This window comes from Agrobacterium sp. a22-2 (assembly GCF_012276985.1).
Lineage (GTDB): Bacteria > Pseudomonadota > Alphaproteobacteria > Rhizobiales > Rhizobiaceae > Allorhizobium.
In genome coordinates this window covers 49,943-63,238 of the sequence record NZ_JAAXMM010000003.1, presented here as the reverse complement: position 1 = coordinate 63,238, position 13,296 = coordinate 49,943, and the positions used below count along the sequence as shown (strand labels likewise).

The window sequence follows — 13,296 nt, the reverse complement described above, 5'->3', positions numbered from 1 at the left end:
GGAGAACGTCATGACGCACGATCACGATCATCACCATCATCACGCCGACGGCGGCCAGACGAGTGGGCAGGCCCATCAAGATGCAGCAAAACCCCAGACGGCCGCCGCGACGGTCCGCCCAGGCACGATCTATACATGCCCGATGCACCCTGAGATCAGGCGGCCTGAGCCAGGCAATTGCCCGATCTGCGGCATGACACTCGAACCGGAGATGCCGTCGACTGACACAGGCCCGAGCGCCGAACTCTTGGACATGTCCCGGAGATTCTGGATCGGACTCGTGCTGTCGCTGCCGGTGCTGGCCCTCGAGATGGGCGGCCATCTGACGAATCTCCACATGGTGATCGGCGCCCAAGCCTCGAACTGGCTGCAGCTTGCGCTCGCAACGCCGGTCGTGCTGTGGGCCGGACGGCCGTTCTTCGAGCGGGCATGGCAGTCGCTGGTCCGGCGGAGCCTCAACATGTTCACTCTGATCGCCATGGGCACAGGCGTCGCCTGGGTCTACAGCGTTGTTGCAACAGCCGCACCCGGCCTCTTTCCCGAAACCTTCCGATCTGCCGACGGGTCGGTGGCGGTGTATTTTGAAGCCGCGGCCGTCATCACGGTGCTCGTCCTGCTGGGGCAGGTGCTGGAACTGCGCGCGAGAGAGCAGACAGGAGGCGCTATTCGCGCGTTGCTCAATCTGGCTCCCACATCCGCACGACGCATCCGTCCTGACGGGACTGACGAAGACGTCGCCCTGGAGACCGTCGTGGTCGGCGACCGTCTGCGTGTCCGCCCCGGAGAGAAGGTTCCCGTCGACGGCGTGTTGCTCGAGGGCCGAAGCTCGCTCGACGAGTCGATGATCACTGGCGAGTCGATGCCCGTCACCAAGCAGGCGGGGGCATCCGTCATCGGCGGCACGATGAACCAGACCGGCGGCTTCATCATGGAGGCCCGGAAGGTCGGCCATGATACGATGCTGTCGAGGATCGTGCAGATGGTGGCCGAGGCGCAGCGCTCGCGGGCGCCAATCCAACGACTGGCGGACCAAGTCTCCGGCTGGTTCGTTCCCGCGGTAATCCTGATCGCGGTCATGGCCTTCGCCTCCTGGATGATCTTCGGGCCGGAACCCCGTTTCGCCCATGGCCTGGTCGCCGCGGTCGCCGTGCTGATCATCGCCTGCCCCTGCGCCCTCGGGCTTGCCACCCCGATGTCGATCATGGTCGGCATCGGCAGAGGTGCCGGCATGGGCGTGCTCATCAAGAACGCCGAATCCCTGGAGCGTTTCGAGAAGGTCGACACGCTCGTGGTCGACAAGACCGGAACTCTGACCGAAGGCAAGCCGAAGGTGACGGCGGTGGAAACCGCGAACGGCCTCTTGGATACGGAACTTCTGCGGCTTGCGGCGACGCTCGAACGAGCGAGCGAACACCCACTCGCGACCGCCATCGTCGATGCGGCGAACGAACGCGCGCTATCGCTTGGCAAAGCCGAGGATTTCGACAGTCCCGTCGGAAAGGGCGTGACCGGAATTGTTGACGGCCAGCGGCTGGTGATCGGCAGCCATCGGATCATGGAGGAGACCGGTATCGCCGTATCGGATCTGACGCAACGGGCCGAGGAACTGCGCAACGAAGGTGCAACGGTCGTGTTCGTGGCCATCGATGGGTGGGTCGGCGGTCTTATCGCCATTGCCGATCCCATCAAGGCGACCACGCCAGCGGCCGTGAAGGCATTGCTCGATGAAGGTGTGCGTGTCGTCATGCTGACGGGGGACAACAAAACCACGGCTCAAGCCGTGGCCCGTCGGCTCGGAATTTCCGAGGTCGAGGCCGAGGTCCTGCCCGAACACAAGAGCGCGATCGTCGAACGGCTTCGCAAGGAGGGCCGGATCGTGGCGATGGCCGGCGACGGGGTCAACGATGCCCCGGCGCTGGCTGCCGCCGACGTCGGGATCGCCATGGGATCGGGAACCGACGTCGCGATCGAAAGCGCCGGCGTGACCCTGTTGAAAGGCGACCTGCAGGGCATCGCCCGGGCGCGCAAGCTGAGCCACGCGACGATGCGCAACATCCGCCAGAACCTGTTCTTCGCCTTCATCTACAACGCCGCCGGCGTGCCGATTGCGGCGGGCGTTCTCTATCCGACCTTCGGGCTTTTGTTGTCTCCGATTATCGCCGCTGCTGCCATGGCCCTATCCTCCGTCAGCGTCATCGGCAATTCGCTGAGACTGCGAAGCGCCCGGGTGTAACCCCCGCATCATGGGTGCCCTGGGTGTACGGCTTCACGAAACCGTACACCCAGGCATCGTTCCTGTTGCCATGTGCCCCGGCTGAATTCAAAAATCCCCGCCGCGGCGTATTGACCTTACCATCACTGGAACCTTTACGGCTGTCGCTGTGCTGTCGGCGCCACACAAACGACTTGAAGTTCGTCAAATCACCGCTGTCAGTTGAAGCACGACGGTATTGAGGTTACCGATTAGGAATGGACGTGATGTATCGAATCATTTGCAGCAGGCTGCTGGTTCTGATCAGGTTGGCGATCATCGTATCGCTGGCCGGATACTCATTGTCCAATGCCAGCGCCGCAATGCATGGTCCGGGTTCCGCCGAGATGCAACAATCTGCTATCTCGGGTAGCGACCATCACGGATCAGACTTGGCTTCCCATGACCATCATGGCAATGACGTAGGCGACCAGGATGACGGCGCAAGCAAGCTGGTCAAGCAGTGCTGCGGCGACTACTGCGTCAGCATGGCCGTTCCGATCGGTCATGCCGCGATTGGCGGACCGGCCATGGAGAGCCTTCGATTCTTCATCGACGACAGCATGGCTGTTGGCCAGATACCCGTACTCCACCGCCCGCCGAATATCTGAACAGGCAAGGCCCGCCTCTCGGGCATTGACCGTGCGTCTACGGCTTGCAGCCGTTGCGCCGAGACATCTCCTGTTCGGATATCACCATGAACCACATTTATATCGTGGTCGCACTGCCCTTATTGCTTGGCGGTTGCGCAGCCACACCCATAGGCGACATCGCCACCTACGATGACGCGGCCAATCCCGCACTCGGCGTGACGCCCATTCACTACTCAACACCCGTGACCGGATATTCGCATCGGATTCCTGTCGACCCGAGACCATGGCGCAATCAAAATGATGCCCAAGCTCCGCAGGGAGACGCATCATGACGATAGGCATCTTCAAAATTGTCGCGGCGTTGGCCGTACCTTTCGTCCTTGGCAGCTGTGTCGCGGCCACCGACTATGCTTCCACTGACGCCGGCTTCACCAACGTCTCCTTCAAGACATCAGAGGCTACTGGCAAACAGACGGTGTGGGTGCAGAACCGGGCCGAGGCGCAAGCGGCCTCAGCTCGCGTCAAGCAGTTGATGGCGCGCAAGACGATCGACGTCGAGACGGCGGTGCAAGTGGCGCTTCTCAACAACAAGGGTCTTCAGGCAGCCTATGCCGACCTTGGAGATTCCGCGGCGGATGCCTGGCAGTCGACCATGCTGGTCAACCCGACCGTCGGCATAGGACTGACGGGGATCGGCACGCCGGGACTTGAGGCCTACAAGACGATCGAGGGCGTCATCGCCACGAACATCCTGGCCCTGGCCACCCACAAACGAAACGTCGAGATCGCTGATGCGAACTTCCGCAAGGCTCAACTGGCGGCGGCTCTGCGGACGCTGCAGGTGGCCGCGGATACCCGTCGTGCATGGATTTCGGCAGTTGCGGCATGGGAAACCGTGGCGCAGCTAGGACAGGCTCAGTCTGCGGCGGATGCCGCTTCCGAACTTGCGCAAAAACTCGGTGAGGCAGGTTCGTTGACCAAGGGCGGCCAAGCTCGCGAACACGTCTTCTATGCCGAACTGACCGGTCAAACGGCAAAGGCCCGTCTTGACGCCCGTCTCGCAAAGGAAGAGCTGACAAGGCTGATGGGACTGTGGGGCGCCGACCTCGACTATCAGATCGCCAATCGCCTGCCGCAGCTTCCAAAGGTGTTGATCAAGCAAGACATGATCGAGGCGGAAGCTCTGCAACGCCGTGTCGATCTGCAGATGGCCAAGCTCGACCTGGAGGCCACCGCGAAGTCTCTCAAGCTGACGGAGGCGACGCGCTACGTCACCGATCTGGAAATTCTCTCCGGCTTCGAGACCGAGCGAGAACTCGAAGATGGCGAAAAGCACAAGCAAACGACAGGAAATGTAGAACTCGAGTTCGTCATTCCCATCTTCGACACCGGCAAAGCGCGCATGCGCAAGTCCGAGCTCGCCTACATGCGCGCCGCAAACCTGCTCGCGGAAAAAGCCGTCAACGTCCGGTCCGGGGCTCGTTCGGCATACCAGGCCTATCGGTCGAACTACGATATCGCCCGGCACTATCGAAACAGCGTGGTGCCGCTCCGCACCAAGATCGAAGAGGAATCCCTGCTGACCTATAACGGCATGATTACCAACACGTTCGAACTGCTCGCCGACAGCCGGGAGAAGATCAATTCGATCCTCCTTGCGGTCAATGCAAAACGCGATTTCTGGTTAGCCGAAGCCAATCTCGCACCCGCCATCTATGGCGGCGGCGCGGGTGCAGCAAGTGGTGAAACCGAGGTTGCAGCGACTGCCGAGAGCGGCGGCGGACACTGAGAAAGGACGCGAACATGTTCAATAGAAGACAGATCCTGGGGGTCAGCGCCGCGATGGTTTCATCCGCCGCCTGGGCAAAGACCTCCAATATGGGCTTGCCGGAAGCCGCGATCATGGAAACGGCGGCGACCCAGACACCGGTGCGACCGACCACCGGGCCCGACTACAACCCGGTGGTCACGCTGAACGGCTGGACCCTCCCGTTCAGGATGAACAATGGCGTGAAGGAATTCCACCTTGTCGCCGAACCTGTGGAACGCGAGATGGCCGAAGGCATGACCGCGCATCTGTGGGGCTATAACGGCCAGTCTCCAGGCCCGACGATCGAGGCGGTCGAGGGTGACCGCGTGCGCATCTTCGTCACCAACAAATTGCCGGAGCACACCACCGTCCACTGGCACGGCATGATCCTGCCGTCCGGCATGGATGGCGTCGGTGGGCTTTCGCAGCCGCATATCCCGGTCGGCAAGACCTTCGTCTACGAGTTCGACCTCGTGAAGTCGGGAACCTTCATGTATCACCCGCATTCGGACGAGATGGTGCAGATGGCGATGGGCATGATGGGCTTCTTCGTCATTCATCCGAAGGACCCGGCGTTCATGCCTGTCGACAGAGACTTCGTGTTCCTGCTTTCCGGCTACGACATCGATCCCGGCACCTATGTCCCGCGGGTCATGGAAATGACCGATTTCAATCTGTGGACCTGGAACAGCCGGGTGTTTCCGGGGATCGATCCACTGGTCGTTTCCAAGGATGATCGCGTGCGCGTGCGCGTCGGCAACCTCACCATGACGAACCACCCGATCCATATGCATGGCTACGACTTCGAAGTCACCTGCACCGATGGCGGCTGGGTTCGCCCGGAGGCGCGATGGCCGGAGGTCAGCATCGATATCCCGGTCGGCGCGATGCGGGCCTATGAGTTCGACGCCAAATATCTCGGCGACTGGGCAATCCACTGCCACAAGTCGCACCACACGATGAACGCCATGGGGCACGACGTCCCGACCTTCATCGGCGTCGACAAGAAATCCGTCTCCGAGAAGATCCGCAAGATCCAGCCCGAATACATGCCGATGGGCACCGCCGGCATGGCCGACATGGGTGAGATGGAAATGGAAATCCCCGAAAACACTGTCCCCATGATGACGGGATGGGGTCCGCACGGCCCCATCGAGATGGGCGGCATGTTCTCGGTCGTCAAGGTCCGCGAAGGCATATCGGCGGGCGATTACTCAGATCCCGGCTGGTACGAAAACCCGCCCGGTACCCAGGCCTGGGAGTGGACGGGCCAGCTTCCCGACACAACCAAGGCCAAGGACGCAAAGACAACGATCACCAGCGACCAGTCGAAGCACGGATGATCGAAACCCTCCCCCCAACGAAGGACGACCGCATGAAAACTCTACTGACCGCAACCCTCATCGTAGCAGCACTCTCAACCCCCGCTTTTGCGTCCGGCTCACACGAAGGTGGTCACGGCGAAGCCATGGCCGTTGGCGAGCCCGGCAACAAGGCAAAGGCCACACAGACGATCCGTGTCACGATGAAGGAGACGGACGATGGCAAGATGATCTTCACGCCGAACACCTTCAAGGTCCGCAAGGACCAGACCATCGTCTTCACCATCAAAAACGCCGGCGAGCTCGACCACGAGTTCGTGCTCGATCAGGAAGACAAGGTCATGGAGCACAAGGCGGTGATGGAAAAGTTTCCGGACATGGAACATGACGATCCGAACGCCATCCGCCTGGCAGCGGGCGAGTCCGGCGAGATCATCTGGAAATTCACCAATGACGGCACGTTCAAGATCGCCTGCCTTGTTCCCGGCCACTACGACGCCGGCATGCACGGCGACGTCATTGTCGCCAAGAAGTAACCCCGAAAGGACCTTGAAAATGAAGACGATCATAAAACTCACCCTTGCATCGGTATTCGCTATGGGAACGGCCTATGGTGCCATCGCCACGGAGTTCACCAAGGGAACAGTGAAGAAGGTCGATGCCACGGCCAAGAAGGTTACCCTTGTCCACGAAGAACTGAAGGCACTCGAAATGCCAGCCATGACCATGGTGTTCCGTGTTGAAGATCCCGCAATCCTCGACAAGTTGAAGCCCGGTAGCAACGTCGAATTCGTCGCCGAGCGTGTCAACGGCAAGCTGACAGTGACGCAGCTCAAGTAGCGACAAGCGGGGCGCGAGCGGAGCGGCCGCGCCCCGGATTTGCCAATGATAGTCGAACCTCTGATATCGCAGTTCACACGGGAATACGGCCGCCTATTTGGAGCATCCCCGGCAAAGGATGTCAGGCACAGCTTTGGCAAGATCCAGGTCGCCACCTGATACCGAGACAGCCTTTTCATTCGGCCCATGAACCAATCGCTGACATCAGATCGGACTGACAATAGTGGTCCTGCCAGCCTTCGCTGGCTTACCCTGATCGTCAAGGCGGATGCCCTTCGCTATCTGGAAAGTGGCGAGTTCGCGCGACTGGTACCGTGATGGTGGGTCGATGCGGGGCCGATTTCGATCTATTAAGCGCGTAGAACCCTCGTCCCCTTGAAGACGAGGGTTTTCGTCGACTTCGTGGTCGAAGTGTTTCAGCGTAAGCGATATCCGGAACGGTTTGCCGGAAATCCGGGACAGCAAGGGTGAATTGCATCGCCTTGGGCTGAACTCGACCTTTGGCCCACAGTCACCGCGTGTTGGGCTCAATACAGGCGCCCGCAATCGGCCCTTTCTAATTTTTCTGCAATGATGTCTTGAAACTAGATTAGGCAAAAACCAGATGATTTTCATCGGTTGCTGAAGGGGCCGAAATACCCTCGGGCGCCATATGGCGTCCTCTTACCATGTTGCTTCAAGGAGGATATGGCTATGGCAACATCTTATGACTATGCACCGCTTTTCCGCTCAAGCGTCGGCTTTGACCGGATTTTCAATCTCCTGGAAAACGCCCAGCGTGCCCGTTCGGTCAGCGACTGGCCGCCTTACGATATCGTCAAGACGGGAGACGACACGTACCGGATCGCAGTTGCGGTCGCGGGCTTCTCCCAGGACGACCTTGACATCACGTTCCAGTCTAACCTGCTGACGATCATCGGGAAAAAGGACGAGACACAGCACGAAGGGTATCTGCATCGCGGCATCGCAGGTCGTCCGTTCGAACACCGCTTCGAACTTGCCGACCATGTTCGTGTCTCGAGTGCCGACCTCAAAAATGGTCTGCTGTCCATCGATCTCGTGCGAGAAATCCCCGAGGCGATGAAGCCGCGCAAGATCGAGATCCAGGCAGAGCCGACGCTGGCAAACGCCGAGCACGTGCCCCAGATCGAAGCCCAGACGGCGGCTTAAGCCTTTTATCGCAAGGGGCGCTGGTCTAGGGCGCCCCTTCCCTTTCAACGATCGGGCTTTTGAAAGGAGCACAACATGAAACCCGATATGTTTGAAACACCTGTCACAATTCTCACCGGCCTCGGCATTCCGACGGAGATCCCCACTGTGACGCATGCCTACGAGTTGCTCATGGACTGGCCAGCAGATTCTTACGATCCAGCCCGTGCGCTTGCCTTGAAAGCGTGCATGGCAGCGCTTTCCGGAGATATTGAGGCGGAGACAGCCCGTAGTGTTTTTGCTGCCTTTGCGGAGAAACACGATCTGATCGCGCCAGATATCAATGGTGTCGTCGCTGGGCGCAACAGAGGCAGCAACGATCCGCATCTGCGATAAGTAACGCCTATGCCACACAGCCGAGCGCTCGACAAAGGGCCCTGCAGAACGTCGATGTGCTCTGCAACGCGGCGACCTCTGAAGCGTCAGTGCAGCTTGAATTCACCATCGATCTGCCGCCATTCGTTCGGGCCAATGAGCCGTTTGTGCGAATAGCGGATCGAATGCGGCGGACCGTCGAGCGTCTGCTGCCAGAAATCCAGAAACTTCCTCATTTCCAGAAACTCGGGCGCCAGATCATAGTCCTGCCAGACATAGGTCTGCAGGACGGATTCGAAATCGGGAATTCGGTATAAAATATGTGCTGTGGTTAGGCCAACCGGATCGGTCGGAAACACGAACGAGCCAAAAGGCCCATTGCCGCCGCCGATAAACATGCGTCACTGATTCCGGGCGGGGCTAGGCTGATGCCGTGTCCAGCTGCAACGCGCTGCCTGTGCCAAGACTTGTGCCTGCTCGCGGATGATATCGGCGACCTCGGACTCGAAATAAATAGTGCGCAGTGTCGGCGACCGACAGCACAGTCGGCATGATGTTCGGCGAGCCTCCGGAAACGATGGACGTGTTCGAGCCGGGGCGGCCCAACGACTTCCTCTTCTAAGACACCTAGCGGCATGACCCGGCCGGAGGCATGCTCGCCTGCACGCGGCGATCTCGGAAAAAAGCTTGTGTGCGGGAAAATTCTTGGGTCGTCGTGCCGGCCAAGCCTCCGCCGAAATGAACCGCAAATACCAATGCCGACGCGACAGGTTTAGGATCAATCCTACAAAGGCCGTGGTTTCAACGACATATCGCTATAACGTATTGGCACAACTGCGAAACTCGCCTGTGCACGCAAGTTGCAACACGTAGAATTCCGTACGATCCGGTGCTTTACTCGGAAACAGAAACGGAGAATTATGCCGCTGATCGCGGGGTGCAGCGACGTAACCAGAAACCAAATCGGGGACTTAACGACTCCCTAAGTCTTGAATCGAGGTCAGATTCAAATGCAGCACTTCGACACAGATGCGCTCGCGACGTTCGTGGCGGTTGCCGACGCTGGCGGTTTCACTGCGGCGGGATTGCGGATCGGCAAGTCGCAAGCTGCTGTGAGTCTGCTTATCGCCCGGTTTGAGGATCAGATCGGAAGAAAGCTGTTTGACAGGACGCGACGTGGTGTACATCTGACTGAAACCGGCGAAATCCTGATCGGCTATGCCCGCCGCATAATTGCCATCGAGGATGAGGCGCTGGCGGCGCTCGATCCAGGCGCCATGCGCGGCTATGTCCGTCTGGGAATGCCCGATGACTACATCGAACTCTTCGGAAAGCCACTGATCGAGGAGTTTTCTCGCGCCAACCCACGCATTCAAGTCGAGATCCAATGCGACTTTTCTCGCTCGCTTGAAGCGATGGTGGAACACGGCACCATCAATCTCGCCATCATAACCCGTGCACCGGATTCAATCGTCGGAGAGTTGCTGCGCCGAGAACAACTGATCTGGTGCGGCCCTTCGGATGGACAGATAGAGCGCCAGCGGCCCCTTCCTCTTGCATTGTTCCCGGAGAAAGATTGTCGCGCTCGGCCGCATATCGTCCATGCTTTGACCCAGGCTGGGATTGGATGGCGTGCAGCATGGACATCCTCACATTTGCCATCGATCCAGGCGGCGCTGGATTCGGGCGCTGCCATCACCGCCTTGCCAGCCTCGGTTGTAGCGCCCCGACACCGCCGGCTGACCGAACAAGGCGACGGTCTGCCGCCGCTGAAACCCCTTGAGATCGCCCTTCTCGTTCCGCACGGCGCGCGCGCGGCGGTTAGAACAGTCGCCAGTTTCGTTCGGTCACACTTTCAGCAGCTTTGACAGGATCAGCCGCGTTACGCGGCCATCTCTCTCGCAGCGTCCTTAAAAATATCAATCATGGCGTCGATCACCTCATCGGTATGGGCGTCCGAAAGATAGAGGCGACCGAAGGCGAACGGCATGATCAGCAGTCCGTGGCGACGAAGCGTTTCGTGAAGCTTGAGCGTCATGGCTGCATTGGCCATCCCGAGCGTCTCCGCGTAGTTCGAGGGTGGCCGGTCGCCAAACCAGATTGTGAACACGGAGCCCTCGCCCGACGTCGTGACTGTCGTACCATTTTTGGCGAACGCTGCGCGTATCCCATGCCTCAAGCGCTCGCCCCGCGCCATAAGCGCCGGGTAGTCCAGGTTTTTGAGAACCTGGAACGTGGCCGTGACAGCTGCGGCGGCAACAGGATTGCCGCTGTAGGTTCCCGCGCGGTTGACTGCACCCTCTTCGGCAAGCGCCATGAGTTCGGGTCGACCGACGACGGCAGCGACGGCAATGCCGCTACCGATGGCCTTGCCGACAGTGGCCAGATCAGCCTCCAGGCCGATGCCATGCCCCGTGAGGCCCAGGCCGGTACGAAATCCCATCAGCACTTCGTCGAGAATGACGAGAGCGCCATGCCGCCGGGCCGTCGCTTCGACATGGGCGAGATATCCCGGCGCTGCCGGAACGCATCCCGCATTGGCCAGCATCGGCTCCAGGATTACGGCGGCGATATCGCCGTTTTCCGCAAACAGTTGGTCAACATCGTCGAAATCGTTGAAGCGCAGCAGGGTTGTGCGCTCGCGCGAGGGTCTCGCGTTTGCGAGCATTGCCGCATCGCCGGAGCCGGCCTGGCCGAGCGTGACGTCGTCATACCATCCGTCATAGCCGGCAGCCATTTTGGCGATGATGGAACGACCCGTGGCAACACGTGCGATCCTGCAGGCAAGATGGACGGCCTCGCTGCCGGTGTTGGTGAAAATCGCCCGCGACAGGTGGCGTGTCGCCGACGTCAGCAAGCGCGCTGCCTCTTCTTCGCCGTCATGGGCAAAGGCCGGCATCGGCCCGTTGCGCAAAGCGGCCGTCACCGCTTCGACGACCAGCGGATGTGCATGGCCGATCACGGTCGCTCCAAAGCCGAGCGCTGTGTCGATGTATCGGCGTTGCGCATCGTCCCAGACATAGGCGCCATTGGACCGCCGCGTGATAAACGGTTTGCCGTCCAAGGGCGGCAGAGCTCGCCCGGCGCTGGAGATTCCTCCGACCAAATGTGTCGTCATTGCCCTTTATCCATTCGTTGTGACCACTGGCGGTTCTAGAACCCGAAGTAGCGCGGAAGCCATTCCGTCGTCTCGGGAATGAAGGCGACGAGCAGAAGGCAGATATTGCTGGTGATGAAGAACGGAATAAGCCTCCGCGTGACCGCGTTTACCCCAACCTTGGCGACATTGCAGACGACGAAGATGTTGGTGCCGACCGGCGGCGTGAACAATCCGATGCCCAATGCCATGGTGAAGATCAGGCCAAGCTGGTAGGGCTGGAGCCCGGCCTCAACGCCGATCGGATGGACGATCGGAGCAAGGATGATCAGCGAGGGTCCCAGATCCGCCCAAGTGCCGACGAAGGTCAGGAGGACTAGGATCAACAGGATCGTAATCGTCGGGCCGGCGCCCCAGGCGTGAAGCAGCCCAGCCGTCCACTGCGGAATCTGCTCGACGGTCAGGATCCAGGAGAACGGAACCGAGACGGCCATGATAATCATGATGGCACCGGTCATGCGCACTGTTTCTACCCCGATTTTCCAAAGGCCGGCCCAGGTTATCTCCCGGTAGAGAAGGCCTCCCACCAAAAGAGCCCAGACGACAGCGACGAAAGCAGCTTCCGTCGTGGTGGCAAGTCCGCTCAGCATGGAACTGAGGACCGCGATGGGCATCATCAATGCAGGAAGCGCGCGCAAGAGATGCCGGGTGAAACTCCAGACGGTGGGTCGTGTCTCCGACTTCGGAAAGTTCTCCTTCACGCCGACCCACCAGGCCGTAAGGCCGAACGTGGTCGCCAGCATGAGCCCGGGAATAATGCCCGCCGCGAAAAGTCCACCGATCGATGTATCCGTTATGACCCCGTACATGATCATGACGACGCTCGGCGGCAGAATGATACCGAGCGTACCGGCCGCAGCGGTCACGGCTGCCGAGAAGTCCCGGGGATAGCCCCGTTCGGCCATGGCCGGGATCATGATGGCGCCGACGGCACCAGTGTCAGCTGTGGCAGAGCCGGTGATGCCACCGTAGACCATACAGGTTGCGACGTTGACGACGCCCAGTCCGCCTCGCACCCACCCGAACATGTCGTTGGCAAGGTCAATGATACGGCGTGTCAGGCCACCCTCGTTCATGATGCCGCCTGCAACGAGAAACAACGGAATGGATGCCAGCGAAATGGAGTCGGCGCCCATGTAGACCTGTTGTGCGAACCAGGACGGAGGCAACGGAACCAAACCGGTGAAAATGACCACAAGCGTGGAAAAGGCGATCGCCCAGGCGACCGGAACACCCGTGTAGAGGGTGACGGCAAAAACCCCGAACAGAACCAAAAGTGTCATCGAGCGCGCTCCCGGAAAGCCGAGACGATGCGCGCAATAGCGATGACCGCCAGCGCCGCCCCCATGAAAACGATGATGCTTTGTACCGTCCAGCTCGGCACACGCATGACCGGCGTCGGAACAAGACCCGTACGTCCAAGCATCGCTGTGCCGCTCACCAGAAAAGCGCCGGCGACACTGAGGAGGACGAGGTTGTGGTAGATTCGAAACCACCGGCTGCGCCCGCTTGTCGACGTATTGCCGTCGATGGAGACGTTCTCTCCGGCGACCTCAGACAGAACGGCGCCGATAGCCGTCGTCCACAAGAACAGGATGCTGACCATTTCGAAGGACCAGGTGATGCCGGAAAGGCCAAGATATCGGCCGACGGCACCAAGGCCGGTAGAGAGGACGAGAGCGACGACGACCAGCACGCCGACGATCGTCATCCCCAGGACCGCTGAGGAACCGAGGTGTTTCATGGGGCCTCCATCAAGAGTGGAAAGGATCTCTGCAAACGAGTGCGGCGACAATCCC

Annotated in this window: 14 protein-coding genes and 1 pseudogene; 11 read left to right on the top strand and 4 right to left on the bottom strand. The window is 60.1% G+C overall.

What is annotated here, in order from left to right; all coding sequences use genetic code 11:
• Nucleotides 1-10: 10 nt before the first annotated feature.
• The 10 genes and pseudogenes from HFC70_RS05760 (at nt 11) to HFC70_RS05720 (ending at nt 8,361) form a co-directional block, all read left to right on the top strand.
• Nucleotides 11-2,233: a copper-translocating P-type ATPase gene (locus HFC70_RS05760; protein WP_168472268.1), complete on the top strand. Its 2,223-nt coding sequence runs from the start codon at nt 11-13 to the stop codon at nt 2,231-2,233.
• Nucleotides 2,234-2,469: 236 nt separating this feature from the next.
• Nucleotides 2,470-2,862, top strand: coding sequence for a hypothetical protein (locus HFC70_RS05755; RefSeq protein WP_246735661.1), 393 nt, complete (start codon nt 2,470-2,472; stop codon nt 2,860-2,862).
• A gap of 86 nt (nt 2,863-2,948) precedes the next feature.
• Nucleotides 2,949-3,176 (top strand): hypothetical protein, encoded by a 228-nt coding sequence (locus HFC70_RS05750; RefSeq protein ID WP_168472267.1) that lies wholly within the window; start codon nt 2,949-2,951, stop codon nt 3,174-3,176.
• Entirely contained in the window at nt 3,173-4,633 is a 1,461-nt protein-coding gene (locus HFC70_RS05745; RefSeq protein ID WP_168472266.1) for a TolC family protein, read from the top strand. The genes HFC70_RS05750 and HFC70_RS05745 overlap by 4 nt, the downstream gene beginning before the upstream one ends.
• Nucleotides 4,634-4,647: 14 nt before the next feature.
• Nucleotides 4,648-5,997 carry a multicopper oxidase family protein gene (locus tag HFC70_RS05740; RefSeq protein WP_168472265.1) on the top strand — a complete coding sequence of 450 codons (1,350 nt, stop codon included), beginning with the start codon at nt 4,648-4,650 and terminating at the stop codon, nt 5,995-5,997.
• Between the two features lie 32 nt (nt 5,998-6,029).
• Nucleotides 6,030-6,512, top strand: coding sequence for a plastocyanin/azurin family copper-binding protein (locus tag HFC70_RS05735; RefSeq protein WP_168472264.1), 483 nt, complete (start codon nt 6,030-6,032; stop codon nt 6,510-6,512).
• A gap of 19 nt (nt 6,513-6,531) precedes the next feature.
• On the top strand, nt 6,532-6,816 hold the full coding sequence (locus HFC70_RS05730; RefSeq protein WP_168472263.1) for a copper-binding protein: 285 nt from the start codon (nt 6,532-6,534) through the stop codon (nt 6,814-6,816).
• Between the two features lie 246 nt (nt 6,817-7,062).
• Nucleotides 7,063-7,287: pseudogene (locus HFC70_RS26925) on the top strand (LysR family transcriptional regulator); the annotation flags it as partial.
• Between the two features lie 222 nt (nt 7,288-7,509).
• Nucleotides 7,510-7,986, top strand: coding sequence for an Hsp20 family protein (locus HFC70_RS05725; RefSeq protein WP_168472262.1), 477 nt, complete (start codon nt 7,510-7,512; stop codon nt 7,984-7,986).
• 75 nt (nt 7,987-8,061) lie between these two features.
• Nucleotides 8,062-8,361 carry a DUF982 domain-containing protein gene (locus HFC70_RS05720; RefSeq protein WP_168472261.1) on the top strand — a complete coding sequence of 100 codons (300 nt, stop codon included), beginning with the start codon at nt 8,062-8,064 and terminating at the stop codon, nt 8,359-8,361.
• A gap of 86 nt (nt 8,362-8,447) precedes the next feature.
• Here the strand turns inward: HFC70_RS05720 and HFC70_RS05715 are convergent, their stop codons facing one another.
• A complete protein-coding gene (locus tag HFC70_RS05715; protein WP_168472260.1) occupies nt 8,448-8,738 on the bottom strand; it encodes an usg protein in 291 nt (96 codons plus the stop codon).
• Between the two features lie 612 nt (nt 8,739-9,350).
• Between HFC70_RS05715 and HFC70_RS05710 the strand changes: the two genes are divergently transcribed.
• A complete protein-coding gene (locus HFC70_RS05710) occupies nt 9,351-10,208 on the top strand; it encodes a LysR substrate-binding domain-containing protein (protein WP_168472259.1) in 858 nt (285 codons plus the stop codon).
• A 14-nt stretch (nt 10,209-10,222) separates the two neighbouring features.
• On the opposite strand, the gene HFC70_RS05705 is transcribed toward HFC70_RS05710, so the two are convergent.
• From HFC70_RS05705 to HFC70_RS05695, 3 genes are read right to left on the bottom strand one after another with little or no spacing between them, the layout of a single operon-like run.
• Nucleotides 10,223-11,458: an aspartate aminotransferase family protein gene (locus HFC70_RS05705; protein WP_168472258.1), complete on the bottom strand. Its 1,236-nt coding sequence runs from the start codon at nt 11,456-11,458 to the stop codon at nt 10,223-10,225.
• 35 nt (nt 11,459-11,493) lie between these two features.
• On the bottom strand, nt 11,494-12,780 hold the full coding sequence (locus HFC70_RS05700) for a TRAP transporter large permease (protein WP_168472257.1): 1,287 nt from the start codon (nt 12,778-12,780) through the stop codon (nt 11,494-11,496).
• Entirely contained in the window at nt 12,777-13,241 is a 465-nt protein-coding gene (locus HFC70_RS05695; RefSeq protein ID WP_168472256.1) for a TRAP transporter small permease, read from the bottom strand. The genes HFC70_RS05700 and HFC70_RS05695 overlap by 4 nt, the downstream gene beginning before the upstream one ends.
• Nucleotides 13,242-13,296 lie beyond the last annotated feature (55 nt).

Bases quoted from the DNA above. Each gene is read 5' to 3' on its own strand.
- HFC70_RS05760 (WP_168472268.1), top strand. From the start codon at position 11: ATGACGCACGATCACGATCATCACCATCATCACGCCGACGGCGGCCAG.
- HFC70_RS05755 (WP_246735661.1), top strand. From the start codon at position 2,470: ATGGACGTGATGTATCGAATCATTTGCAGCAGGCTGCTGGTTCTGATC.
- HFC70_RS05750 (WP_168472267.1), top strand. From the start codon at position 2,949: ATGAACCACATTTATATCGTGGTCGCACTGCCCTTATTGCTTGGCGGT.
- HFC70_RS05745 (WP_168472266.1), top strand. From the start codon at position 3,173: ATGACGATAGGCATCTTCAAAATTGTCGCGGCGTTGGCCGTACCTTTC.
- HFC70_RS05740 (WP_168472265.1), top strand. From the start codon at position 4,648: ATGTTCAATAGAAGACAGATCCTGGGGGTCAGCGCCGCGATGGTTTCA.
- HFC70_RS05735 (WP_168472264.1), top strand. From the start codon at position 6,030: ATGAAAACTCTACTGACCGCAACCCTCATCGTAGCAGCACTCTCAACC.
- HFC70_RS05730 (WP_168472263.1), top strand. From the start codon at position 6,532: ATGAAGACGATCATAAAACTCACCCTTGCATCGGTATTCGCTATGGGA.
- HFC70_RS05725 (WP_168472262.1), top strand. From the start codon at position 7,510: ATGGCAACATCTTATGACTATGCACCGCTTTTCCGCTCAAGCGTCGGC.
- HFC70_RS05720 (WP_168472261.1), top strand. From the start codon at position 8,062: ATGAAACCCGATATGTTTGAAACACCTGTCACAATTCTCACCGGCCTC.
- HFC70_RS05715 (WP_168472260.1), bottom strand. From the start codon at position 8,738: ATGTTTATCGGCGGCGGCAATGGGCCTTTTGGCTCGTTCGTGTTTCCG.
- HFC70_RS05710 (WP_168472259.1), top strand. From the start codon at position 9,351: ATGCAGCACTTCGACACAGATGCGCTCGCGACGTTCGTGGCGGTTGCC.
- HFC70_RS05705 (WP_168472258.1), bottom strand. From the start codon at position 11,458: ATGACGACACATTTGGTCGGAGGAATCTCCAGCGCCGGGCGAGCTCTG.
- HFC70_RS05700 (WP_168472257.1), bottom strand. From the start codon at position 12,780: ATGACACTTTTGGTTCTGTTCGGGGTTTTTGCCGTCACCCTCTACACG.
- HFC70_RS05695 (WP_168472256.1), bottom strand. From the start codon at position 13,241: ATGAAACACCTCGGTTCCTCAGCGGTCCTGGGGATGACGATCGTCGGC.